This window comes from Paenibacillus sp. RUD330 (assembly GCF_002243345.2).
In the GTDB taxonomy this organism is placed as follows: Bacteria; Bacillota; Bacilli; order Paenibacillales; family Paenibacillaceae; genus Paenibacillus_O.
Map to the genome: position 1 here is coordinate 609,928 of NZ_CP022655.2, position 24,355 is coordinate 634,282.

At 59.9% G+C, this 24,355-nt stretch carries 16 protein-coding genes; 10 read left to right on the plus strand and 6 right to left on the minus strand.

The window, feature by feature from the left end; translation table 11 throughout:
- The first annotated feature begins 375 nt into the window (after nucleotides 1-375).
- Nucleotides 376-1,641, plus strand: coding sequence for an FAD-binding protein (locus CIC07_RS02730; protein WP_076358886.1), 1,266 nt, complete (start codon nucleotides 376-378; stop codon nucleotides 1,639-1,641).
- Nucleotides 1,642-1,659: 18 nt separating this feature from the next.
- Nucleotides 1,660-2,325 carry a Type 1 glutamine amidotransferase-like domain-containing protein gene (locus CIC07_RS02735; RefSeq protein ID WP_076358885.1) on the plus strand — a complete coding sequence of 222 codons (666 nt, stop codon included), beginning with the start codon at nucleotides 1,660-1,662 and terminating at the stop codon, nucleotides 2,323-2,325.
- A 308-nt stretch (nucleotides 2,326-2,633) separates the two neighbouring features.
- Here the strand turns inward: CIC07_RS02735 and CIC07_RS02740 are convergent, their stop codons facing one another.
- Nucleotides 2,634-4,124, minus strand: coding sequence for a carboxylesterase/lipase family protein (locus CIC07_RS02740; protein WP_076358884.1), 1,491 nt, complete (start codon nucleotides 4,122-4,124; stop codon nucleotides 2,634-2,636).
- A gap of 640 nt (nucleotides 4,125-4,764) precedes the next feature.
- Here CIC07_RS02740 and CIC07_RS02745 point away from each other — a divergent pair.
- Both CIC07_RS02745 and CIC07_RS02750 read left to right on the plus strand, forming a co-directional pair.
- Nucleotides 4,765-5,061, plus strand: coding sequence for a transposase (locus tag CIC07_RS02745; protein WP_076360304.1), 297 nt, complete (start codon nucleotides 4,765-4,767; stop codon nucleotides 5,059-5,061).
- An 11-nt stretch (nucleotides 5,062-5,072) separates the two neighbouring features.
- Entirely contained in the window at nucleotides 5,073-5,927 is an 855-nt protein-coding gene (locus CIC07_RS02750; protein ID WP_240923508.1) for an IS3 family transposase, read from the plus strand.
- Nucleotides 5,928-6,437: 510 nt separating this feature from the next.
- Here CIC07_RS02750 and CIC07_RS02755 read toward each other — a convergent pair.
- Both CIC07_RS02755 and CIC07_RS02760 read right to left on the minus strand, forming a co-directional pair.
- Nucleotides 6,438-7,244 (minus strand): flagellar motor protein MotB, encoded by an 807-nt coding sequence (locus tag CIC07_RS02755; protein ID WP_076360056.1) that lies wholly within the window; start codon nucleotides 7,242-7,244, stop codon nucleotides 6,438-6,440.
- The gene (locus tag CIC07_RS02760; RefSeq protein WP_076360058.1) at nucleotides 7,228-8,049 is read right to left on the minus strand and encodes a flagellar motor protein; all 822 of its coding nucleotides are present in this window, start codon (nucleotides 8,047-8,049) and stop codon (nucleotides 7,228-7,230) included. Before CIC07_RS02760 ends, CIC07_RS02755 begins: the two co-directional genes overlap by 17 nt.
- Nucleotides 8,050-8,410: 361 nt before the next feature.
- Here CIC07_RS02760 and uvrB point away from each other — a divergent pair, with 361 nt between their 5' ends.
- Both uvrB and uvrA read left to right on the plus strand, forming a co-directional pair.
- Complete coding sequence (gene uvrB, locus CIC07_RS02765; protein WP_076360177.1) at nucleotides 8,411-10,405, plus strand: excinuclease ABC subunit UvrB; 1,995 nt, start codon at nucleotides 8,411-8,413, stop codon at nucleotides 10,403-10,405.
- A 354-nt stretch (nucleotides 10,406-10,759) separates the two neighbouring features.
- Nucleotides 10,760-13,777, plus strand: coding sequence for an excinuclease ABC subunit UvrA (gene uvrA, locus CIC07_RS02770; protein WP_083688733.1), 3,018 nt, complete (start codon nucleotides 10,760-10,762; stop codon nucleotides 13,775-13,777).
- 658 nt (nucleotides 13,778-14,435) lie between these two features.
- On the opposite strand, the gene CIC07_RS02775 is transcribed toward uvrA, so the two are convergent.
- Entirely contained in the window at nucleotides 14,436-16,052 is a 1,617-nt protein-coding gene (locus CIC07_RS02775) for a nitrite/sulfite reductase (RefSeq protein WP_076360060.1), read from the minus strand.
- A gap of 374 nt (nucleotides 16,053-16,426) precedes the next feature.
- Here CIC07_RS02775 and CIC07_RS02780 point away from each other — a divergent pair, with 374 nt between their 5' ends.
- On the plus strand, nucleotides 16,427-16,642 hold the full coding sequence (locus CIC07_RS02780; RefSeq protein ID WP_021879740.1) for a hypothetical protein: 216 nt from the start codon (nucleotides 16,427-16,429) through the stop codon (nucleotides 16,640-16,642).
- 95 nt (nucleotides 16,643-16,737) lie between these two features.
- Here CIC07_RS02780 and CIC07_RS02785 read toward each other — a convergent pair whose 3' ends face one another.
- Both CIC07_RS02785 and CIC07_RS02790 read right to left on the minus strand, forming a co-directional pair.
- A complete protein-coding gene (locus CIC07_RS02785) occupies nucleotides 16,738-17,706 on the minus strand; it encodes a sugar phosphate isomerase/epimerase family protein (protein WP_076360062.1) in 969 nt (322 codons plus the stop codon).
- 183 nt (nucleotides 17,707-17,889) lie between these two features.
- Nucleotides 17,890-18,588: a hypothetical protein gene (locus CIC07_RS02790; RefSeq protein ID WP_076360064.1), complete on the minus strand. Its 699-nt coding sequence runs from the start codon at nucleotides 18,586-18,588 to the stop codon at nucleotides 17,890-17,892.
- A 397-nt stretch (nucleotides 18,589-18,985) separates the two neighbouring features.
- On the opposite strand from CIC07_RS02790, the gene serS reads away from it, so the two are divergent.
- The 3 genes from serS (at nucleotide 18,986) to CIC07_RS02805 (ending at nucleotide 24,296) form a co-directional block, all read left to right on the plus strand.
- The gene (gene serS, locus CIC07_RS02795; RefSeq protein ID WP_076360066.1) at nucleotides 18,986-20,263 is read left to right on the plus strand and encodes a serine--tRNA ligase; all 1,278 of its coding nucleotides are present in this window, start codon (nucleotides 18,986-18,988) and stop codon (nucleotides 20,261-20,263) included.
- Between the two features lie 303 nt (nucleotides 20,264-20,566).
- Nucleotides 20,567-23,101: a U32 family peptidase gene (locus tag CIC07_RS02800; protein ID WP_076360068.1), complete on the plus strand. Its 2,535-nt coding sequence runs from the start codon at nucleotides 20,567-20,569 to the stop codon at nucleotides 23,099-23,101.
- Nucleotides 23,102-23,321: 220 nt separating this feature from the next.
- The gene (locus tag CIC07_RS02805) at nucleotides 23,322-24,296 is read left to right on the plus strand and encodes a nucleoside hydrolase (protein ID WP_076360071.1); all 975 of its coding nucleotides are present in this window, start codon (nucleotides 23,322-23,324) and stop codon (nucleotides 24,294-24,296) included.
- The last annotated feature ends 59 nt before the right edge of the window (nucleotides 24,297-24,355 follow it).

Here is a 24,355-nt window from a genome sequence, read left to right on the forward strand (position 1 = left end):
TAGGCCTCCATCTTCTTTCACTCGTCATCCGATAGCGCCTGAAATTGATGCTCCTTAAAAGGCCGCCAAAAGAATCGCGCGTCAAAAACCGATTTGCCGTTGAAGGCGTTTAGAGTATGCATGGGTGCATTTGCCGATGAGCCCCTCTTTTGTCAGACGCCGGGGCCGAAAGGAGCGCGAAATGAAAAACAAACTCATTCTTGCTCTGCTCATTCTCATTCCGGGATTCCTGCTGCTGATGCTCCTCTTGGCGTATTATGCCGCATCCGAGAGCCACATGCCGTGATTCGTGCCGATTGCAAGTAGGGATTCGCGGCATGGAACCAGAAGTACAAGACATAGGCATCGGTTATAGGAGGAAGGGTGAGCGAGAGGATGGTCAACGAGCGCAACTGGGCAGGCAATTACAAGTACGGAGCAACGGAGCTTCTGGTCCCTGAAAGCGTGTCGGATGTGCAGGAATGGGTGGCTCGAAGCTCCCGGATCAAGGTGCTGGGCTCGCGGCATTCGTTCAACGGCATCGCGGATACGGCCGGGAGCCTGATTTCGCTGCAAAAGCTGGACCGGGTCGTCGAGCTCGACTCCGCGAACCGGAAGGTCACCGTCGAAGGCGGCATCCGGTACGGGGATTTGGCCCGTTATCTCCATGAGAGAGGCTTTGCACTGCATAATCTGGCGTCGCTGCCTCATATCACGGTTGCGGGCGCGATCGCTACGGCGACGCACGGCTCGGGTGTCCTTCATGGCAATCTGGCTGCCGCCGTCCAGGCGCTGGAGATCGTCTCTGCCGACGGAGAGATTGCGACGCTCTCCCGCGACATGCCGAATGCCGAGGAGTTTCGCGGCGCGGTCGTCGGTCTTGGCGGCTTGGGCGTCGTCACGAAGGTCGCGCTGGATATCGTTCCAGCCTTCGAGATGACCCAGCATGTGTACGAGCAGCTGCCGCTGGAACAGCTGGAGCTTAATGTCGAAGCGATCTTGTCCGAATGCTACAGCGTCAGCCTGTTCACGGACTGGAAGGCATCCTCGTTCAATCAGGTGTGGCTGAAGCGCCGCGTCGGGGATCCGGCGTCCTCGGACCAGCCGGAAGGCTTCTTTCATGGAGCGGCTGCGGCATCCGGCAACCGCCATCCGGTGCCGGGACATTCCGGCGCCGTCTGCAGCGAGCAGATGGGCGTTGCGGGTCCTTGGCATGAGCGGCTGCCTCATTTCCGCATGGACTTCACCCCAAGCGCCGGCGAAGAGCTGCAAAGCGAGTATTTCGTGCCGCGGGACAAGGCCATCGAGGCTTTGCGCGCGATCGACGGTATCCGGGAGCTGATTGCGCCGCTGCTGTACATTTCCGAGGTTCGCACGATTGCCGCGGATCGGCTCTGGATGAGTCCTTGCTTCGGCCAGGATTCCGTCGGCATCCATTTCACTTGGAAGCAAGACATGGAGGCGGTCGGCCGCGTGCTGCCCGTCATTGAAGAAGCGCTTCGCCCGTTCGGGGCGCGTCCGCACTGGGCCAAGCTGTTCGCGCTGCCGCCCGGCGAGGTTCAGCCCCTATACGAGAAGCTCCCTGATTTCCGCCGGCTGCTGCTGCGGTACGACCCCACGGGCAAGTTCCGCAACGAGTTTTTGAACCGCTATATTTACTGACGGGATGTGAGGACAGTGATGGAAAGGCATTTGTTTTTGTTCGGGGGAGGACCGCCGTTCCCGCCGGAGCTGGCCGCGCGGTTCGCCGAGCTGGCCGGCGGAGCTGACGGACTTGTAAGCATCCTATGCGTGGATCGGCCGGGATGGGAAGAGTACATGCCTCATTATACGAAGGCTTTGGAAGAGCGGGGTGTGGCGCGGTTCCGCTGCCTGCCGCTTCCGACGACGCCGGAGTCCGAAGCCATGGAAGCTCTCCGCGCCAGCAGCGGCATCATCATCGGGGGCGGGGACACGAACCGATATGCCGATTATATCGTCGAGACGGAAATCGGGTCGGTGGTCGCCGCCAGGTTTGAGGCCGGAATTCCGGTGGCGGGATTTTCGGCGGGCGCGCTGCTCAGTCCGGACCGGTGCCTGATCTCGCCGAAGGATAACGAGGATTCTGCCTATCAGGATCGGAGGGGACTAGGTCTGGTTCATGGAATCTCTATTGCCGTTCATTTTTCCCAATGGCAGGAGGAGAAGCAGCTTCTGGCCTCTGCGGACCGATATCCCGATTATCGCGCCCATTACGGCTTGGACGAGGACTGCGGCCTGTACTTCCGCAACGGCGGGCTGGAAAGGACGGAGGGTGAAGGGGTGTTTGTCCTCGAGGACGGCGTGATCGGGAAGGTCGTTCTCTAAGGTATTGGAATCGGAACGGAGCAATGTTACCCAGCCCAAGCTTCGAGGAGCTTCAAGGTTTCTCCAATGCTGCGATTTCTTTCGCGGCTGTAAGGCAGATGAAAAAAAGCACCATGGACCAGGAGGCATGCCGCGAGGCTTCTCTTGCCAGGGTGCTTTCTTATTTCATGCTGGAGCCTACGGCTCGCTGAATCGACCATGACAACCGCCAGCGCCTTGAGCGGCTAACCCGCTCCCGGTCAAGGACGCAATTCCCTACTGAGCATTCCGGCCAGAACCGGGATGATTTCCTTGTCGCGCTAGTCGTGCTAGTTCCCGCCCGTCAGCAGCCGCCGCTTCTCCGCGTCCGGATCGAGCTCCACCCGGCTGTCCGTGTCGAAGATCATCGTCGCGCGCCGGGAGGCTTCGTAAGCAGGCCATTCCAGCTCGGCGGTCGACGGATTGCCGGTACAGGCGAATGCGATCCAGGCGTCCTGAACCCGCTCCGCCATGGCGCGCATGCTCCCGCTCACTTCAAGGCCGGCGTTCTTAAGCAGGTCCAGATGGTTGAACACGAACGGAATCTCGGCCGCGTGAAAGGCTTTTGCAAACACATCATGTCCTTCTACGGTGAAATCGTACCGATACATCCAAACGGGAGCATACGGCAGCTGCGCGTCCGCCAGCAATAGGGAGGAGCGCCAGAAGAACAGATCCGTCATGAGCTGCTGCTGGCCTTCGGTCGTCCTCGGATAACCGCGCGTCCACTCCGCCGCCTCCGGCGCGCCCGTCACGGCGACATAGGCTTGCGCATTCTTCTCGTCGGAGAGGAGCGGCATGCCGGGGGGAATGAACAAGGCGCCTTCATCGCGGTTGACGCCGATGAGAATATCGACGCCCTCGGCGGAGCCTGCCTCGATCAAGCTCTGAGGGAACTCAGGCAAACTCTTGCCGTCAACGACCGGCTGAAACAGCATGACGGCGGATTCACCGGCAGCCCGCTTCAGCTTGTCCGCCGCCCGCGTCAGCTCGGCTGTCGGAATATCCGCCAGCCGGTCCAGCTCCCCAGGCTCGATGCCCAGCAGCTGCAGGTAAGCTCCGGCGAGCACCGAGCCTTGCTGCTCCGGAAGCGCTTGGGAGGCGCCGCTCTGCAGGATGGCTCTCCGGAACAGTCCTTTCGCAGCGGGCATGGCCAGCAGGGCGGCGATGCTCATGCCGCCTGCGGATTCGCCGAACACGGTCACCTGAGCCGGATCTCCGCCGAAAGCGGCGATGTTGCTCCGCACCCACTCCAGCGCGGCGATCTGGTCGAGCAGGCCGGCGTTGGATACGTAGCCGTCATCCCCATCCGAACCGTCGGCGTAAGGAGACAGATGCAGGAAGCCGAGAGCGCCGAGACGATAGCTGATCGTAACGACGACAAGGCCGCCTCTGCGGGCCAGCTCGGCACCGTCGTAGATCGGCAGTCCGCCTCCTCCCGTGACGAACGAACCGCCGTGGATCCAGACCATGACCGGCAGCGGCTTGGACGAAGGTTCCTGCGGCGCCCACACGTTGACGTTCAGGCAATCCTCGGCTTGCGGAATGGCCGTCCGCACGAGCCGGAAGCTTCCGCCGGACGGATCGACCGGCTGCGGCGCCAGCGGGCCGGGATCGACAGCCGAACGAGTTCCTTCCCAAGGCTGGGCGGGCAGCGGCTTGCGGAATCGTCTGGCTCCGACGGGCGGCTCCGCGAACGGGATGCCCTTCCAGAATCGGACTCCTTTATCGCGGGCTCCTTGAACCAGGCCGCTGTTCGTGCGGATAATGAGATCGTCCAAGCGTAACATCCTCTCTCTGCGAAGCATGATGCTTTCATTTTACCACTAAATCAATCCTTACCCCAACCGCAATGACGCGAACCCCGCGGGGGAGCTGAAGTTGGGCCAAGTGCACCCTCCACAGCGCATGTTTATGGCAAATAAGGCCCAATCGGGCCTTAGAGGGATGCGAGAGCGGCGGTTACGAAGTGCAATTAAGATTCAAATTGGGCCTTAGAGCGATACGGGAGTGGTCATGGAGTGCATTTAAGATTCGAATCGAACCTTATTTGGATGCAAGAGTGGTCGTGGAGTGCCAATAAGGCTCGAATCGGGCCTTATTTGGATGCAAGAGCGGTCATGGAGTGCCAATAAGACTCGAATCGGGCCTTATAGGGATGCGAGAGTGGTTACGGAGTGCAATTAAGATTCGTATCGGGCCTTATTTGGATGCAAGAGCGGTCATGGAGTGCCAATAAGACTCAAATCGGGCCTTATAGGGATGCAAGAGCGGTTCCGAAGTGCAATTAAGATTCAAATTGGGCCTTAGAGTGATGCAAGAGCGGTCATGGAGTGCCAATAAGACTCAAAATGCAGCTAGAATAAAAAGTGGACACCAAATAACGGACAGCCAATAATAACCGTAAATGGAGGTGTTCACATGAGTGAGCAACGGCAGCGGTACAATGAAGAATTCAAGAAACAAACCGTGAAGTTCATACAAGAACAGACCAAGTCAGTCCGAGAGATCGCAGAGGAGCTCGACATCCCCAAGAGCACGTTGAATCAATGGCTTTCTCAGTATCGACAATTCGAAACGGAGCCGGTTAACAGCGCGGAACGCATACGCCAGCTTGAACAGCAGCTGAAAGAAAAAGAACGCCGGATCGCCGATGTGGAAGAGGAACTGGCCATTGTAAAAAAAGCCGTGCACATCTTCAGCAAACCACGGAACTGAATTTTCAGTTCATTGAAGACCATCGCTCCGAGTTCCGTCTGGAGAASATGTGCAGTGTTCTTGAGGTGTCCCGGAGCGGGTATTACAAGTGGCGCTGTACAAAGCCTAGTGCTCAAACGCTCCGCAAAGCCCAGCTGCAGGAGCGAATTCGGTTCTTCTTTCACGATGCCCAACAGCGCTACGGTGCACCGAAGATTACGCACATGCTTCACCAGGAAGGGCACCGCATCACCGAACGAACCGTAGGCCTATATATGGCCGAACTTGGTCTCCGCTCTTGTGTCTCCCGCACGTTTAAAGTCACAACAACCGACTCCAGTCATGACCTTGCCATTGCCCCCAACACTCTCAACCAGCAATTTACGGTTGAGAAACCGAACCAGGTTTGGGTCGCTGACATTACCTATATTCCCTGTCGGGAGGGACGACTGTTTCTGGCTAGCGTCATGGATCTCTGTACGCGTGAAATTGTAGGCTGGAAGCTGGCTCCCCATATGAAAACGGATCTTGTGCTCGACGCGCTGAAGATGGCTCACGACGCCAAACGACCTTTGCAGGGACTCTTGCACCACTCGGATCGAGGAAGCCAGTACGCTTCCCACGAATACCGTAGCCAACTAACTCAGTACAACATGAAGGCGAGTATGAGCCGTAGAGGCAACTGTTATGACAACGCCAGCATGGAGTCTTTTCACAGTATTCTGAAGAAAGAATTCATTTACTGTACCCGTTTTAAGACTCAGGAGCAGGCTTACCATGATCTCTACCACTACATTGAGTTTTTCAATAACCGGAAGCGAATCCACGGTTCGCTTGGGTATCTTTCACCTGCTCGTTTTGCAGCTACGTTTAAGCAGATTTCCTAAAGGTGTCCGTTATCGACTATCTACTTTCTTGACGTAGGTCCAAATCGGGCCTTATAGGGATGCAAGAGCGGTCATGGAGTGCCAATAAGACTCGAATCGGGCCTTATAGGGATGCAAGAATAGTCGTGGAGTGCAAATAAGGCCCAAATCGGGCCTTAGAGCAGTGCAAGAATGGTCACGAAGTGCAATTAAGATTCAAATCGGGCCTTAGGCAATGCAAGAGTGGTCATGGAGTGCAAATAAAACCCAAATCCGGCCTTAGAGTAATGCAAGAGCGGTCACGGAGTGCTAGTAAGTTCCAAATCCGGCCTTAGAGCAGGAGCCCTAGGGTGAGGCATTCAGGAATGCCGAAGGTTTAATGAAGCCAGATACAATTCGTCTGGGGTTCAAGGATTGCCATTGCTGCCGAGGATCGTATACCTGATTGCAGATTGCAGACTGCAGAGGCGATTCGTCCGGTTGAAAAGTCCAGCTCTCGCGACGCAAACCCTGCCCATGCGCCTTTGATGTCTATTTAGCCGCCGCCGCATCGGTGCTCGCGCGCAGGACGGTGATTTCCACGCGGCGGTTTTTGGAGCGGCCGCTCTCGGTGCTGTTGGAGGTGACTGGGCGCGTATCGGCGTATCCGGCGATCTCGAACTTCGTCGGCGCCAGCTTGCTGCTGCCGATGAAGTAGTGGAGCACGGACAGCGACCTGGCCGCCGAGAGCTCCCAGTTGTCGGCATATTGCCCGCCCGGATTGATGGGCAGGTTGTCGGTGTGGCCTTCGATGCTTACGGTATTGTCCAGCGACTTGAACAAGCTCGACAGCTTGTCCAGCACCGGCGTCGCCTCCTTCTTGAGCTGCGCCCGTCCGAGGTCGAACAGGAACAGGTCGTTGAGCCGGATGGCGATGCCCTTGGGCGTGTCGGCGACGTAGACACGCTCCTGGAGCTTGTGGTCCTTGATGTAGGTTTGAATGATCTTCAGCAGATTTTGCAGCTCTTCCTCCTGCAGCCGCTTGAGCTGCTCCTTGCCCGTTTCCTTGCTGGAGACGGCAGGCTTGGCGGGAACCGGGCTTTGAAGCGGGGAGCCGTCCCCGATCGCTTGGCCGGTGACGCCGCGGCCGCCGTCCAGCACCGCATCCGATTTGTTGAACTGGAATTGGAGCGACTGCGCCAGCACCTCGTACTTTTTGACATCCAGCTGGCTCATGGCATAGAGCACGACAAAGAAGATCAGCAGCAGCGTGATGAGATCGGAATAGGTAATGAGCCAGCGCTCATGGTTTTCCGGAGCCGCCGCTGCCGCGCCGCGCCGCCTAGACCTGCGCCGCATTCTCGTCCGCCTTTCCTTCCGCGCCCTCCCGCGCCGCCTTCGGCTTTCTGCGCATCGGCTCGTCCTGGACGACGAAGGACTGCAGCTTCTTGCGGATCAGCTGCGGGTTCTCTCCGGCCTGGAGGCCCATGATGCCTTCGAGCATCATCTCCATGCGCTGCACCTGCTCCTGGCTGCGGGAGCGGATTTTGGAAGCGAGCGGCAGATAGACGACATTGGCCGAGGCGACGCCGTACAGAGTGGCGGTGAACGCCACGGCGATCGAGGAACCGAGCGAGCCGGGATCATGCAGGTCTCCGAGCACCTTGATCAAGCCCATGACGGTGCCGATGATGCCCATCGTCGGAGCGAAGCCACCCGCGCTTTCAAAAATTTTGGCCTGCTGCTCATGGCTGCGCTCCAGCGCCTCGATCTCGAGCTCGAGAATTTCCTTGGTCAGGTCCGGGTCCGTTCCGTCCACGACCATGAGGATGCCTTCGCGCAGGAAGCGGTTGTCGATCTTGCCGGCATGCGTCTCCAGCGCCAGCACGCCGCCGCGGCGGGCGATCGTCGCCATCTCGGTCATGCGTTCGATGATCTGCTGCTGCGAATCCTCGTCCTTGCTGAAGGCGAGGCGAAGGGCGGATGGAATGCCGCGCAGGCGGGAGGCGGGGAAGCTGACGGCGACGGCGGCGAAGGTGCCGCCGAAGACGATCAGGATGGCCGTCTTTTCCACCAGGCCGTGCATCTCGCCGCCTTCCCAGAGAAAACCGCCGACCAGGGCGGCGATTCCTGCCGCGATTCCGATTAGTGTCGTTAAGTCCATGAGGCCGTTCACGCTCCTTGAGTAGGTCCCTATCAGGCAGAACGTCTTGCCGGCGGCAAGAAGCGTTCGTATCGAAATGATTGCGGGTATAGATATAAATCCCATGCCGAAGATGGAGAGGGTGTCCGGAAACAGGCTGGATTGCCAAAGTGTTCTCATTGCAAGCCAAGAAACGACTCGGTATAATGAATGGGAACAAATATTCTTATGAAATTCCGGGACGTCTACTTTATCGGCTCTCCGGGGTATACAGTTAAATAGGGAATTATTCATATAATAGTAGATTTCACTTGCTATACCGGGTCTTTGGGACCGGGACTTTAGCTTCATATATAGAGGAATCGAGGTGTTTCAGAGCCAAATGGCCGATACCGTACAGAAACTTTTCAACCTGAAGTCGGACTATACGCCTCAGGGCGACCAGCCCGGCGCGATCCAGAAGCTCGTCGAAGGGGTGCGGGAGGGACAGAAGCACCAGATCCTGCTCGGCGCCACCGGCACGGGCAAGACCTACACGATCGCCAACACCATTGCCAGGCTCAACCGCCCGACGCTCGTGATCGCCCACAACAAGACGCTCGCCGCCCAGCTGTGCAGCGAGTTCCAGGAGTTCTTCCCCGACAACGCCGTCTCCTACTTCGTCAGCTACTATGACTATTACCAGCCTGAAGCCTACCTCCCGTCGACCGACACCTACATCGAGAAGGATTCCAGCATCAACGACGAGATCGACAAGCTGCGCCACTCCGCGACCAGCTCGCTGTTCGAGCGCCGCGACGTCATCATCGTCGCCAGCGTGTCGTGCATCTACGGCCTCGGCTCGCCTTCGGAGTACGGAAGCCTCGTGCTTTCTTTGCGCAAGGGTATGGAGAAGGGACGCGACCAGATCCTGCACAAGCTCGTCGACATCCAATACCAGCGCAACGACATCAACTTCGTGCGCGGCACGTTCCGGGTGCGGGGAGACATCGTCGAGATCTTCCCGGTCGCGAACAACGAGCGGGCCATCCGCGTCGAGCTGTTCGGAGACGAGATCGAGCGCATCACCGAGATCGACGTCCTGACGGGCGAGATCATCGGAGAGCGCGAGCATGTGGCGATCTTCCCGGCCTCCCACTTTGTCACCCACGAGGACAAGATGAAGATCGCGCTTGTCAACATCGAGCGCGAGCTGGAGGAGCGTCTGGCCGATCTGCGCGAGCGGGGCAAGCTGCTGGAGGCGCAGCGGCTGGAGCAGCGGACCCGCTACGACATCGAGATGATGCAGGAAATGGGCTTCTGCTCCGGCATCGAGAACTACTCCGGACCGCTGACCTTCCGCGAGCGGGGGGCGACTCCGTATACGCTGATGGACTATTTCCCGGACGACATGCTGATCGTCATCGACGAGTCCCATGTGACGCTGCCGCAGATCCGCGCCATGTACAACGGAGACCGCGCGCGGAAGGAAGTGCTCGTGGAACACGGCTTCCGGCTGCCGTCCGCCATGGACAACCGGCCGCTGCGCTTCGAGGAGTTCGAGGCCAAGGACAAGCAGACGATCTATGTGTCCGCGACGCCGGGCCCTTACGAGCTGGAGACCGCTCCGGGTGAGCCCATCCAGCAGATCATCCGCCCGACGGGCCTGCTGGATCCCATCATCGAGGTCCGTCCGACGAAGGGGCAGATCGACGATCTGCTCGGCGAGATCCGCGACCGCATCGCCAAGGACGAGCGCGTGCTCGTCACGACGCTGACCAAGAAGATGTCGGAGGACCTCACCGACTACCTCAAGGAGGTCGGCATCAAGGTCCGCTACCTGCACTCCGACATCAAGACGCTGGAGCGGATGGCGATCCTGCGCGATCTGCGCGTCGGCACCTTCCACGTGCTCGTCGGCATCAACCTGCTGCGGGAAGGCCTCGACCTACCGGAAGTGTCGCTGGTGACGATTCTCGATGCGGACAAGGAAGGCTTCCTCCGCTCCGAGCGGTCGCTCATCCAGACGATCGGACGGGCGGCGCGCAACTCCGAGGGCCGGGTCATCATGTACGGCGACAAGATCACCGATTCCATGAAGCTCGCGATCTCGGAGACTCAGCGCCGGCGCTCCATCCAGGAAGCGTACAACGAGAAGCACGGCGTGACGCCGACGACGATCCGCAAGCGGATCCACGACGTCATCGAGGCGACGAAGGCGGCCGAGCAGAAGGCCGACTATCTGTCCGGCGTCTCCGGCAAGCTCACCAAGAAGGAGCGCCAGCAGGTGATCAACCGCCTGGAGGCGGAGATGAAGAACGCCGCCAAGAACCTCAACTTCGAAAAGGCGGCGGAGCTGCGCGACGCGCTTCTCGAGCTGCGGGCCGAAGACAGCTGAGCGGAGCGGCGCGATTCCTGCCCGGCAAGCCGGATTTCTCCGGCTGGGCTAAGGGCGATGGATTCCGTCATGATGGAGAAGAAGTCAAGCGTTCCAGGCCGTCTCTTTTGATAGGCAATAGCAGTGAAGCGGTCTGGACGTCTGTGTGGCAAGAAGTCGAGAAGCGGTCTGGACGTCTGCAATTGGCGAAAGTCAAGAAACGTCTGGACGTCCTGCGATAGGCAAAAAGTCAAGAAACGGCCTATACGTTCCGTACTAAGCAAGCAGCCATGAGCGGTCTCGGCCGCACGGATATAGAGAAGTAGGTAAAGGAGCGGCTTTTGCCGCCCTATCGGATATAGGAGGTACCAACCTGTGGCAAGCGACCGTATCGAGATCAAGGGCGCCAGAGCCCATAACCTGAAAAACATCGACGTGACGATTCCGCGCGACAAGTTCGTCGTGCTGACGGGCCTCAGCGGCTCGGGCAAGTCCTCGCTCGCGTTCGACACGATTTACGCCGAAGGGCAGCGCCGGTACGTGGAGTCGCTGTCCGCTTACGCGCGCCAGTTCCTCGGCCAGATGGAGAAGCCCGACGTCGATTCCATCGAGGGGCTGTCCCCGGCCATCTCCATCGACCAGAAGACGACGAGCCGCAACCCGCGCTCCACGGTCGGAACCGTCACGGAAATCTACGATTATCTTCGTCTTCTGTTCGCCCGGATCGGCAAGCCCCATTGCCCGGAGCACGGCATCGAGATTACTTCGCAGACCGTGGAGCAGATGGTCGACCGCATCCTGGAGTATCCGGAGCGCACCCGGCTGCAGATTCTGGCCCCGATCATCTCCGGCCGCAAGGGAGAGCACACCAAGCTGCTGCAGGACATCCAGAAGCAGGGCTTCGTCCGCGTCCGCGTGGATGGAGAGCTGCGCGACCTCAGCGAGAGCATCGAGCTGGAAAAGAACAAAAAGCACAGCATCGAGGTCGTCGTCGACCGGATTGTCGTCAAGGAGGATATCCGGACGCGTCTCGCCGACTCGCTGGAGACGGCGCTCAAGCTGTCCGAGGGACAGGTGATCGTCGACATCATCGATCAGGAGGAACTGCTGTTCAGCTCCAACCTGGCTTGTCCGATCTGCGGCTTCAGCATCGACGAGCTTTCCCCGCGCATGTTCTCCTTCAACAGTCCATTCGGAGCTTGTCCGGAATGCGACGGCCTGGGCGCCAAGATGATCGTCGATCCGGATCTGCTCATCCATGATCCGGGCAAGACGATATCGCAAGGCGCATTCGAGGCGTGGGCGGGCAGCACGTCGAACTACTACCCGCAATTCATGGCCGCCGTCTGCAAGCATTACCATATTCCGATGGATGTGCCGGTCAGCGAGCTGACCGCCGAGCAGATGAAGAAGCTGATGTACGGCACCGGCGGCGAACGGGTCAAGTTCCAGTACGAGAACGACTTCGGCTTCCGCAAGGAGGCGTATGTGCCGTTCGAGGGCGTCGTGAACAACCTGGCTCGCCGCTACCGCGACACGGCCTCCGACTCCATGCGCGAGTATATCGAGGAATACATGAGCGCCAAGCCTTGCGGCAGCTGCAAGGGCCAGCGTCTCAAGAAGGAGAGTCTCGCGGTTACGGTCGGTGGGCAGAACATCGCCTATACGACATCCCTGTCCATCGGGGACGCTCAAGGTTTCTTCGAATCCCTCGACTTGAACCCGAAGGACCGGACGATCGCGAATCTCATCCTCAAGGAAATCAACAGCCGTCTCGGATTTCTCGTCAACGTCGGCCTGAACTACCTGTCGATGTCGCGCGCGGCGGGCACGCTGTCGGGCGGCGAGGCGCAGCGGATCCGGCTGGCTACGCAGATCGGCTCCAGCCTCATGGGCGTTCTCTACATTTTGGACGAGCCCAGCATCGGGCTGCATCAGCGGGACAACGACCGGCTGATCGGCACGCTGGAGCATATGCGCAACCTCGGCAATACGCTCATCGTCGTCGAGCATGACGAGGACACGATGCTTGCCGCCGATTACATCATCGACATCGGACCGGGAGCCGGCATCCACGGCGGCCATATCATCGCCCAGGGCACGCCGCAGGAGGTCATGAAGGACGAGAATTCCTTGACCGGCCAATACCTCAGCGGGCGCAAGTTCATCGCCGTGCCGCAGAAGCGCCGCAAGACCGACGACCGCTGGCTGGAAATCCGCGGGGCCAAGGAGAACAACCTGCGGGGCGTCAACGTCAAGGTTCCGATCGGCGTATTCACGGCCGTCACCGGCGTATCCGGCTCCGGCAAGTCGACGCTTGTCAATGAGATCCTCTACAAGACGCTGGCCAGGGATCTCAACCGCGCGAAGGTCCGTCCCGGCGAGTACAAGGAAATCCGGGGCTTGGAGCAGATCGACAAGGTCATCGACATCGACCAGTCGCCGATCGGCCGCACGCCGCGCTCCAATCCGGCGACCTACACCGGCGTCTTCGACGATATCCGCGATGTCTACTCCTCCACCAACGAGGCCAAGGTGCGCGGCTACAAGAAAGGCCGCTTCAGCTTCAACATCAAGGGAGGCCGCTGCGAAGCCTGCCGCGGCGACGGCATCATCAAGATCGAGATGCACTTCCTGCCGGACGTGTACGTGCCATGCGAGATCTGCAAGGGCAAGCGGTACAACCGCGAGACTTTGGAGGTCAAGTACAAGGGACACAGCATCGCCGACGTGCTGGATATGACCATCGAGGATGCGACGGAGTTCTTCCGCAACATTCCGAAAATCCACCGCAAGCTGCAGACGCTGATGGATGTCGGCCTGGGCTACATGAACATGGGCCAGCCGGCGACGACGCTGTCCGGCGGCGAAGCGCAGCGCGTCAAGCTCGCCTCCGAGCTGTACCGGCGGAGTACGGGACGCACGTTCTATATTCTGGACGAGCCGACGACGGGCCTCCATATGGACGACGTCGACCGTCTGCTGCAGGTGCTGCATCGTCTCGTCGATTCCGGCGAGTCTGTGCTCGTCATCGAGCATAGCCTCGACGTCATCAAGACCGCCGACTACCTCATCGATCTCGGACCGGAGGGCGGCAGCGGCGGCGGCATGATCGTCGCGACCGGCACGCCGGAGCAGGTCGTCAAGGTGGAGGGCTCTTACACGGGCAAGTATCTCGGCCCGGTGCTGGAGCGCGATCGCAAGCGGACCGAGGAAGCGATCGCCCGGGCCGAGGCTTCCGGAGCGGCTGCCGAGGTGGGAGCGGCCGGCGAGCAGATGCTTGCCGCAGAGAGCCGCGGCGAATACGTGACGGCCCCGGCTCCGAAGAAGCGCGGCACGGAAGAGGCGCCGAAAAAGAGGGGCCGCAAGCCGAAGGAAACGGGCTCGAAGTAGGGAGCCCGAGGGAACTGAGCATGAGCTGGACTTTTCGGCAAACGTTATCGTTTCGTTGTGTCCATTGAATTCGTCCAGCAGTCTGGCAGGCAACAGCCTTCGTACGGTTCATCCGTTTGAGGGCTGTTTTTTTGCTCTATGGGATCAAAGACAAAGAAAACCCGCCCTAGGGGAGAGCTGTCGATTTGCGGCCATCAACCTGCGCGCCTTGCAAGGGAAGCCAGAATGGGATCGGACATTGGATCCGTGAGTCAGCGAATTGTTCGTCGTATCGGGCGTAGGATCCGTAGTGACGAGTGAATCAGTATCGGGCATAGGATTCGTGAGGCGTGAATCAGTGTTTTGTATGTCGTATCGGACATAGGATCCGTTATTAGGCGTAAATCAGCGTTTTTTTCGCCGTATCGGACATAGGATCCGTTATTTCTTTAAAACGTATTGATATAAGGGTACGAATCCGGAAATAACGGAACGTATGTCCGATAAATCTGAAAATGACTTGAATTTCTATACATAACGGATCGTATGTCCGATTTGAATTGCGAAACCTTACCACCCATACCGCGAATTCACCCTGCCAGTGGCCCTGCCCACCCGGTCATACGCAATAAATCACGCAAAAAACCGCCCCTAAAAGGGGCGGTTGGGAATTCCATGCCTAGCTCGCCGAGGCGGTCAGAATGCCGGTCAGCTTCTCCTGGAAGGCAGGAACGCCGACACGGTTGACGAACTGGTGGAAGGACTCGCCGGCTTGGCGGTCTTCCTTGTAGAAGCCGATAAGCTGAGCCAGGACCGACGGAACGTTGTCCGCCTTCACGCGGCCCTTGAGCGGCTTGTTGAAGGTCGCGCCGGGGCCGAGGATGCCGCCGACGGCGATGTCGAAGGCGTCGACCATGCCGTCCGGAGTTTTCACGAGGGAGCCCTGGAGGCCGATGTCCGCAATATGCTTCTGGCCGCAGCCGTTCGGGCAGCCGATGAAGTGGATGCGGATCTTCTCGTCCAGCTCGACGTTCTCATCGAGGTATTCGGCGACGACGCGGGCGAATTCCTTGGTCTCGACGATGGCGAGATTGCAGAACTCGTTGCCCGTGCAGCTGACGGTGCGGCTCATGAACGGCTTCGGATTCGGCGTGAGCCGCTCCAGCACGGGCGCCGACAAGGCCGCTTCCACGTTCTCGTCGGCAACGCCCGTGATGATGATGTTCTGGGACATCGTCGTGCGGAGCTTGCCTTCGCCGTACTTGTCGGCGATGTCGCACAGCTGCTCGAGCTCATCAGAATTGGTGCGTCCTACCGGCACGTTGAGGCCGATGTAGTTGCGGCCGTCCTTCTGCTTGTGCACGCCGTCGAAGTAAGCCGCCTGCCAGCCGGCTGTCTTGCTCTCGCCGCGCGAAGGCATGTCGCCGATCAGCTTGAGCAGCTCCTCCAGGAATTTCTCCGGTCCCCAATCGGCGACGAGGAACTTCAGGCGGGCATGATGGCGCTTCTCGCGGTAGCCGTGGTCCCGGAACAGCGTGGTGACGCCGACCGCAACCTTGAGGGCTTCCTCCGGACGGACAAACATGTCGAGCTCCTTGGCCAGATAAGGCTTGGCCGAGAGGCCGCCGCCGACCCAGGCGTGGAAGCCGACGACTTCCTCGCCGTCGATGACTTTGACCGCCGGAGTGAAGGCCAGATCGTTGATCTCCGCGTGCGCGTTGTTGTAGATGTTCGCGGAGATCGACATTTTGTATTTGCGCGGCAGGTTGGAGAAATCGCGGTTCAGAAGGAAGAAGTCGTTGACTTCCTCGACAAGAGCCGTCGTGTCCATCAGCTCATCCTTGTCGATGCCCTGAAGGGGGTTGCCGACGATCGTGCGCGGGCAATCGCCGCAGGATTCGTAGCTGTACAGGCCGACTTCCTCGAGCCGCTTGAAGATGTCCGGCATGTTCTCGATGCGGAGCCAGTGGTACTGGATCGCCTGGCGGGTCGTGACGTCGATCAGGTCCCGGCCGTAGTCGCGGCCGATCGAGGCGAGGGCCCTTGCTTGGGCAGTCGTCAAGACGCCGGAGTTGATGCGGATCCGCATCATGAAGTAGCCGTCCCGCGGCTTCTGCTCGTAGACGCCGGCCCATTTGAAGCGGTTCATGTCGTCCTCGGGAATAGAGTCATAACCTTCCAGGGCATACTTCTCGATAATCGTGCGGATGACATCCAGTCCGTCCTTCTCGATTTTCCAAAGTTCCATTTTATTCAGCTTGGACGTGTCGGCCGTCCAGGGCATTTCGTAAGCCATGGAAATGAACCTCCTATAGTTGGTTCCGGGTATTTTGAAATCCGATAAAAAAGGTATGATTACGCTAATCCGATCGTACCATAGCGGGATCGCAGGGGCAATAACCGGGAAGCCGCGGCCTATAAGGAATGTTGATGCAGGCTATCCGGAATTTTTATAATGGGAAAGAATAACCGAACCGGAGGCGCGGCAAATTAGAAGGTGACAAATTTGTGGCAAACGTGTTACGGAGCGAAAACATCTTGCATCCGGGACGCCTAAAAGATACCATAGCTTATATACGTCCATAAGCCGCCCGAATCCGGTCCAGGCATTTAGGCATCGATGCCGTCGGAAGCGGTCTCACAGCAATCTAACCCGGGAGGTAGCACCCCATGTATCTTGCAGCAGAAGCGGCCAAGGCCGCGACGAGCAACTTCAATACGTTCGACATCTTCATGCTTTTGTTCACGATCGTCATCGCTATCGGGCTTGTACGCCTTGTCGGCCAGCGCAAGAAGAACATCTTCGCCATCGGCTGGGGCGCCGCATGCCTGCTCGTGTTCCTCGTCATCGACTATATCATGATCTTCAAAGTATGGCTGGCGTAAAGCTGCCCTACATACCGCGCTTCACAACCAAAAAAGGCTTCCCGTGCAGCGTCTGCTGCCGGGAAGCCTTTTTATCTACTGCGCTTGCGCGCTGGTCACACCCACCACATCTCGCCGAGCGGCTCGCGGATGAGCACCTGCTGCAGGTTGGCGACCGCTTTGCTGAAGCCTTCCTCGACGCTCATGAGGCCGTCCTCATGCTCGATGCTGACGACATAATCGTAGCCGACAAGGCGCAGGGCGCTGATGATGTCGGCCCATACCTTGAGGTCGTGGCCGAAGCCGACGGAACGGAACTGCCAAGCGCGGTCGAGCATGAGCGTGTAGGACTGCATGTCCGTTACGCCGTGCTTGTTGACGTTGATCGGATCGATCGTCGTATCCTTGGCGTGGAAGTGATGGATCGCGCCTTCGCGGCCGAGGATATGGATCGCCTGGACCGGATCGATGCCCTGCCACCACATATGGCTCGGATCGAGGTTGGCGCCGATCGCTTTGCCCGTCGCTTCGCGCAGGCGGAGCATCGTGGCCGGCGTATGGACGGAGAAGCCGCCGTGAAGCTCGAGGCCGATCTTGACGCCCGCCGCTTCGGAGATGTTGTTGATGTCGGTCCAGTAAGGAATGACTTTCTGTTCCCACTGCCACTTCAGCACTTCCTGGAAGTCGTTCGGCCATGGCGCTACCGGCCAGTTCGGATACTTGGCGTCCTCATGGTCTCCAGGCAGGCCGGAGAACGTGTTGACGACCGGAACCTCCAGACGGTTGGCGAGCTCGATCGTCTTGCGGATGATTCCGTCATGCTCGGTGGAGATCGCTTTCTGCGGGTGGAGCGGATTGCCGTGGCAGCTCAGGGCGCTGATGATGAGGCCGCGGGATTCGACCGCCTGCTTGAAGGCGCGGCGCTTGCCGTCGTCGGCGAGCAGCTCGTCCAGGTCGAGATGCGGGCTGCCCGGATAGTTGCCGGTCCCGATTTCAAGAGCGTCGAGGCCTTTGGACGCGATGTAGTCAAGCGATTCCTCGAACGATTTTTGGGCAAACAGAACAGAGAATACACCAAGCTTCATGGTGAATAACCTCCCGTGGATTAGAGTGATCCATAAACGCTCTCATTATAGCATGCCCCCAACCCGCATACAGCCTGTTAAGCGAGATGATGACAAAAACGCATAATAACTGGACAATCCGTTGAAGCGCTTCCGCTTGTGCTCCATGACGGGAACAGCGGCAAGCGGAGGAGCATGACGCCGTCAGTCTATGCTCCCCTTGCTCGTATGCGCAGCCGGAATCAAGCGGTTCCGCCTCCAGGCGACGGAATAGACGGTAAAAGAAGCGATAAGCACCCCCGGGAAAATGACAAGCTGGTAGGAATGATGGATCAGCATCACGGAAAAGGAGATGCAGACCAGGCCGACGGCAATGCCGATCAGCAGCTTCTCGTTCGCGGAGGTGAAGTAGTTCTCCTTCACGGAGAAATCATGGGGAGGCTGCTGGATGAAGGAGAAGCCTTTCCCCGTTGCTTTCAGGATGAGGGCGATCAGATAGGCCGTCAGGATGGATGCGATCTGCAGCAGGAAGACGTAGCCGGTGTTCTGGGCCATCACTTCTTCAGGCACGAGTCCCGAAGCGGTCAGCAGGAAGTAGAGGCCGAATTGGATCGGCATATACAGCATGTATCCCGTCACGAGCGCGAGCGTCGACCAGAAGAATCGGATTTTCAGCATATAGCGGCATAGAAGCAGGAGAATTACGAATTGGATAGGCGTGTCCAGCACGGACAACGGCAAGACCATGCGGTTGACATAAGAGAGCAGGGCGAGGAAGACGCTGCTGCCGAGAAGCGGCCATCTATAGGCGTAAATGGGAAGCTTGAAAGGGGCGAGCGCGCAAGCCCAGATGGCGAGGGCATCGAACACGCCCAACAGGATGTAGATGAAATGTTCCGTCATCGAGTCGGCTCCGATTCTTTATCGTATTGAATTGCAAGGGGTGAAACAGAATCAGTATAGCAACTTTAAGGGTTTAATTACATACGGCAACGACGTCAGCCTGTTCCTTCCATGCGGTTAAGGGGGGATGAACCCCAGTTGTGGAAGGGCGGCGTTTCCGCTATACTGATTCAAATGCATACCGTCACCATGCCGTTGATGAGAATCCAACTCGGAGGCGTTTTCGCCAAGGGAATCCCATTCCCCTAAGTTTGCCGGACCGCCCGTTATCGCGGAACCGAAGAGGGTCGGTTTTTTTCGCCGGCCAAATTGGGTGGCACCGCGAGTCAAGCGCTCCTCGTCCCAACAGGACAGGGCGCTTTTTGTGTTTTTACGACAAATGAAGGAGCGGTGCGGCATGTTGGAGATGGGATGGATCCGGGAAAATCCGGAGGAAGTGAGGAAAGCGGCGGCGGCCAAAGGCTTGGCGTTCAACGTGGAGGAGCTGCTCGCTGCGGATGCGCTGCGGCGGAAGCTGCAGGGGCAGGCCGACGAGCTGCGGCAGGCGCGGAACCTGGCATCGGCGCAGGTCGCCGCCCACATGCGGGCGAAGCTGCCCGCGGAAGCCGAGAAGTCGAAGCGGCAGGCGCGCGAGGCGAATGAAAGGCTGCTTGAAGTCGAGCCGGCCCTCGCCGATGCCGAGAGCGAGTATCGCAGGCTGATGCTGGAGGCGCCGAATCCCGTATCGGAGGACACGCCTGCGGGACAGTCGGATCTCGACAACGTGCAGGTGGAGGCATGGGGGCAGCCGCCCCAATTCGGCTTCATGCCGCTGAGCCATGTCGAGCTCGGGGAGCTTCACGGGCTTGTCGACTTCGGCAGAGGCGTCAAGACGGGCGGCTCGCGCAGCTATTATTTGAAGGGAGCCGGCGCGCTGCTGCATCGTGCGGTCCAGCAGCTTGCGCTGGACGTCCTGCTGCGGGAAGGCTTCACGCTGCTCGAGGTCCCTGTTATGGTGCGTACGGAAGCTTTCACGAGCACGGGCTTTTTCCCGTCGGGCGAGGATCAGGCCTATCGCTTGGAAGGGCGGGATGAGCGGCTGGCCGGCACGGCGGAGGTGCCTCTCGTGAACTACTACAGCGGCGAGATCATCGACGTCTCGGAGCCGCTGAGGCTGGCGGCGGTGTCGGCCTGCTTCCGCAGCGAGGCGGGTTCGGCCGGCCGCGACACGCATGGCCTCTACCGCGTGCATCAGTTCGCCAAGGTCGAGCAGGTCGTCATCTGCCGGGCCGACCGGGAGGAGGCGGAGCGGCTCCACCGGGAAATCACGGGCCACGCGCGCAAGGTGCTGGAGCTGCTGGAGCTGCCTTACCGGGTCATGGCGGTATGCGCCGGCGATATGTCGCAGAAGACGCATAAGCAGTTCGACCTGGAAGCCTGGATGCCGAGCCGGGACGCATACGGGGAGACGCATTCGTCGTCGAGCCTGCTTGATTTTCAAGCTCGCCGCGCCGGCATCCGCTACCGGGACGACGAGGGCATGCTGAGGCATTGCTTCACGCTCAACAATACGGCGGCAGCTTCGCCGCGCATCCTGATTCCGCTGCTGGAAATCCATCAGAGGGAAGATGGCAGCATACGGATTCCGGATGCCTTGAGACCATATATGAACGGCCTGAGCGAAATCCGGACCTGAGAAGCAGCGGGCTTCCTCCGAGAGGCCAGGTCAGGCTCCGCGGCCAGGCAGGAAAACGCCGTCCGTCAAGGCGGACCGCTCCCCGCACGGGAGGCGGTCCGCCTTCTTCTTTTTATCCGCCGGGCTCTGCCCGGACGTTGGAGGAATTCCGCCGCCGCTGGGGCTGCGGCTGAAGTTGCCAGCGCGCTTTTTCCCCGGAATGCTTGGTGCAACCGGCCTTACTCTGCTACACTAGCAGTATGGAGGCCGTGTCATAGGGCCACACTTTAGTTGAGAAGATAGATACGGAGGCATATCGAGGCAATGACCTTAACCATACAAAGGCAAGACATCGAGCTGCTGGCCCCGGCCGGCGATTGGGAGTGCATGAGGGCGGCGGTCGCGAACGGTGCGGACGCCGTTTTCTTCGGCGTCGAGAAGTTCAACGCGCGGGCACGCGCCAACAACTTCCGGATGGACGAGCTGGCGGAGATCATGGCATTTCTGCACAGCTACGGGGTAAAGGGATTTCTGACGTTCAACATTCTCGTATTCGAGGATGAGCTGCGCGACGCGAAAGCGCTGATCGAAGCCTGCGTGGACGCAGGCGTGGACGCGGTCATCGTGCAGGATTTGGGGCTTGTGAAAATGATCCGCGAAATCTCGCCGGACTTCCCGATCCACGGCTCCACCCAGATGACCATCACCTCCCCGGAGGCGGTGGAATTCACCAAGCCGTTCGACATCGAGCGCGTCGTGCTCGGACGGGAGAACAACCTCAAGCAGATCAAGACGATCGGCGAGAAGGCCAAGCTGCCGATGGAGGTATTCGTCCATGGCGCGCTGTGCGTCAGCTATTCCGGACAATGCCTCACCTCGGAAATGTGGGGAGGCCGCTCCGCCAACCGCGGCGAATGCGCGCAAGCATGCCGCCTTCCCTACGATCTGATGGTGGACGGCGAGCAGAAGCCGATGGGCGATATCGCCTATCTGCTGTCCCCCAAGGATCTGGCCGCGATCGACATCGTGCCGGAGCTGATCGAAGCGGGCGTCACTTCCTTTAAAATCGAAGGGCGCCTGAAAAGCCCCGAGTACGTGGCCAACGTCGTGTCCAAATACCGCAGCGCCATCGACGCTTACTTCGACGGCGACCGTTCCGGCCCGTCCAAGGAAGAAGTACGCGAGCTGCAGCAGAGCTTCTCGCGCGGCTTCACGCACGGCTTCCTCAAGGGGACGAACAACAAGCAGCTGGTCGAGGGCACGTTCCCGAAAAGCCGGGGCGTCTATCTCGGCCGCGTCGAGCGCATCCTGCGCGACGGCGTCGTCTGCCGGCTGGAAGCGCCGCTCAAGCGGGGCGACGGCATCGTGTTCGACGCCGGAGATCCGACGCAGAAGGAAGAGGGCGGACGCGTCTATGACATCCGCCGCCAAGGCGTGAAGATCGAGGGAGAGGCGATGGAAGGCACCGTGCTCGATATCGTGCCGGGCCGCAACGACGTCAATCTGCAGCGCGTGAAGGTCGGAGACCGCGTCTGGAAAACGAACGATCCGGCTCTGGACCGCCGTCTGCGCGCGACATATGAAACGGAGAAGCCGTACCGGGTATTCCCGCTGGCGCTTCGGGTCGAGGGAACGGAAGGCCAGCCGCTGCGCACCTGGTGGACCGATGTGCAGAAAGGAACGACAGTCGAGGCGGTCAGCGAAATGCCGCTGGAGAAGGCGCTCAAGCGGCCGATGGACCAGGCGCTGCTTGAAGACCAGTTCGGCCGGCTCGGCGGCACGCTGTATCAGCTCGAGGAGCTGGAAGCGAAGCTGGAAGGCGAGCTGATCATTCCCGTGCGCGAGCTGAACCGGATGCGGCGCGAAGCGGTGGAGCAGCTCGCGGGCGAGCGGCCGAAGCCGCCCGTCTACGTCAAGCGCGAGGCGGATATCTTCGCGGACGCCCGCACCGAGGAGCAGCGCGCCAAGGACGCCGCCGTCGCGGCAGGCCCCGGCGCCGCGCGCCTGACTGCTCTATGCCGCACGCTGGATCAGGTGAAGGCTGCCTGCGCCACGGACGTGGAGATGATCTATGCCGACTTCGAGTTCATCAAGCAGTTCCCGGCCGCCATCGAAGCCGCTCGCGCGGCAGGCAAGCCGATCGCGCTGGCGACGCCGCGCATCCATATGCCGAACGAGAACGGCTATCACGCCAATATTCTGCGCCTGAAGCCGGATGCGGTTCTTGTCCGCAATACCGGCGCGCTGTATTATTACTTGCGGGCACGCATGGAGCGGCCGGGCGAGCCCTTCCCCAAGCTGATCGGGGACTTCTCGCTCAACATCGCCAACCATAAGGCGGTGGAGCTGTTCCGCGAAGCGGGCTGCGACATGCTGACGCCATCCTACGACCTCAATATCCAGCAGATGGTCGACCTGCTCGGCAACACCCGCGATACTTCGGCGCTTGAGGTGGTCATCCACCAGCATCTGCCGATGTTCCATACCGAGCACTGCGTCTACTGCACGTTCCTCAGCGAAGGCACCGACTTCACGAACTGCGGCCGTCCTTGCGAGGAGCACAATATTTCCCTGCAGGACCGCATCGGCATGTCCCACCCCGTCCGCGTCGACGAGGGCTGCCGCAACACGGTGTACAATGCGATCGAGCAGTCGGGTGCGGAATACCTGCGCAACTTCCTGGAGCTCGGCGTACGCGCTTACCGGGTCGAATTCCTCGAGGAGCCGGCCGAGAAGGTCGCCGAGGTTCTCGCCCTGTACCGCGACGCCATCAACGGCCGCATCAGCGGCACCCAGGTATGGCGCAGCCTGAAGGCGACCAACCAGCTCGGCGTCACTCGCGGCCAGCTGGTGAAGTAAAGCCTCGACAGCCCGGGGCGGCAGCGTTCCGGCACAGAGACAACAGCCGCCAGGACTAAAGGCTTCAGGGGCAACCGTCCTTAAAGTCCGGTCTGACAGGGGCAGCCGTCCCTCAGGGGGCGGCCTTCTCCCACGAAATATCCAGGCTTTTCGCCCCAACGCCACCGGGTTCCCGAGAGGCGTTGGGGATTCATTTTGCATACAGAGAGGGTTATGAAGGATGAATGTCAGCAAGTTTGAAGGGCGCGAGCCTGTTTCCATGATTATTGACGCCGATACGGGGATCGACGATGCGTTGGCGATCCTGTACGCCGTGAAATCGCCGGCCATCCGGCTGGAGGCTGTATGCACGGTGTTCGGCAATATCGACGTCGAGCAGGCGACGGACAATACGCTGCGCCTGATCCAGCTCGCCGGCGCGCGCGACCGCGTGCATGTCGTCAAGGGCGCCTCGAAGCCGCTGGAGCGCGAGTTCCAGGGCTCGACCTCCCATGTGCACGGAGAGAACGGAATCGGCGGCGCGGTGCTGCCTCCTTCGGACCAGCTGCCGCTCGGCGAAGCCGCTGCGGATTATCTCGTCCGCATCGCGAACGAGCGTCCGGGAGAGGTGACACTCGTGCTGATGGGACGGATGACGAACCTGGCGCTTGCGCTGCGCCGCGATCCGTCGATCGCCTCCAAGTTCCGCAGCGTCGTCGTCATGGGCGGCAACGTGCTCGTGCCGGGCAACGTGACGCCGGTAGCCGAGGCCAATTTCTGGGGAGACCCGGAATCGGCGGCGGTGCTCATGGAAGCCGGGCTGCCGCTGACGGTCATCGGGCTCGATGTGACGCTGCAGACGCTCCTTACCCGCGATGCCTTGGACGAACTGGGCAAAACCTGCCTTCCTGAAAACGCGCCGCTGGTCGATTTCCTGAAGGATTCGTTCGCGATCTACTTCGACTTCTACCAGCAGGTGAACAAGCTGGACAACGCTTGCCCGCTTCATGATCCGCTGGCCGTCATCGCGGCCGTATTCCCCGAAATGGTCACCTGCTCGACGCTCCATGCGTCCATCGCCTGCGGCGACCGGCTGACCGACGGCATGGTCGTCACCGACCGCCGCGTCTTCCCGAGCGTGGGGCGCCCGGTATCGTTCGCTCTCGAAGTGGATGCGGACGCGGCGCTTGAAGAGCTTTACTCGGTGTTCAAATAATCGCTCCCAATGAAAAAGAGCGAAGGCTGCATGCTCGTCCTGGAGGGACGGCATGCAGC

Excerpts from the sequence above, each read along its gene's own strand:
- CIC07_RS02730 (WP_076358886.1), top strand. The coding sequence starts at position 376 with ATGGTCAACGAGCGCAACTGGGCAGGCAATTACAAGTACGGAGCAACG.
- CIC07_RS02735 (WP_076358885.1), top strand. The coding sequence starts at position 1,660 with ATGGAAAGGCATTTGTTTTTGTTCGGGGGAGGACCGCCGTTCCCGCCG.
- CIC07_RS02745 (WP_076360304.1), top strand. The coding sequence starts at position 4,765 with ATGAGTGAGCAACGGCAGCGGTACAATGAAGAATTCAAGAAACAAACC.
- CIC07_RS02755 (WP_076360056.1), bottom strand. The coding sequence starts at position 7,244 with ATGCGGCGCAGGTCTAGGCGGCGCGGCGCGGCAGCGGCGGCTCCGGAA.
- CIC07_RS02760 (WP_076360058.1), bottom strand. The coding sequence starts at position 8,049 with ATGGACTTAACGACACTAATCGGAATCGCGGCAGGAATCGCCGCCCTG.
- uvrB (WP_076360177.1), top strand. The coding sequence starts at position 8,411 with ATGGCCGATACCGTACAGAAACTTTTCAACCTGAAGTCGGACTATACG.
- CIC07_RS02775 (WP_076360060.1), bottom strand. The coding sequence starts at position 16,052 with ATGGCTTACGAAATGCCCTGGACGGCCGACACGTCCAAGCTGAATAAA.
- CIC07_RS02780 (WP_021879740.1), top strand. The coding sequence starts at position 16,427 with ATGTATCTTGCAGCAGAAGCGGCCAAGGCCGCGACGAGCAACTTCAAT.
- CIC07_RS02785 (WP_076360062.1), bottom strand. The coding sequence starts at position 17,706 with ATGAAGCTTGGTGTATTCTCTGTTCTGTTTGCCCAAAAATCGTTCGAG.
- CIC07_RS02790 (WP_076360064.1), bottom strand. The coding sequence starts at position 18,588 with ATGACGGAACATTTCATCTACATCCTGTTGGGCGTGTTCGATGCCCTC.
- serS (WP_076360066.1), top strand. The coding sequence starts at position 18,986 with ATGTTGGAGATGGGATGGATCCGGGAAAATCCGGAGGAAGTGAGGAAA.
- CIC07_RS02800 (WP_076360068.1), top strand. The coding sequence starts at position 20,567 with ATGACCTTAACCATACAAAGGCAAGACATCGAGCTGCTGGCCCCGGCC.
- CIC07_RS02805 (WP_076360071.1), top strand. The coding sequence starts at position 23,322 with ATGAATGTCAGCAAGTTTGAAGGGCGCGAGCCTGTTTCCATGATTATT.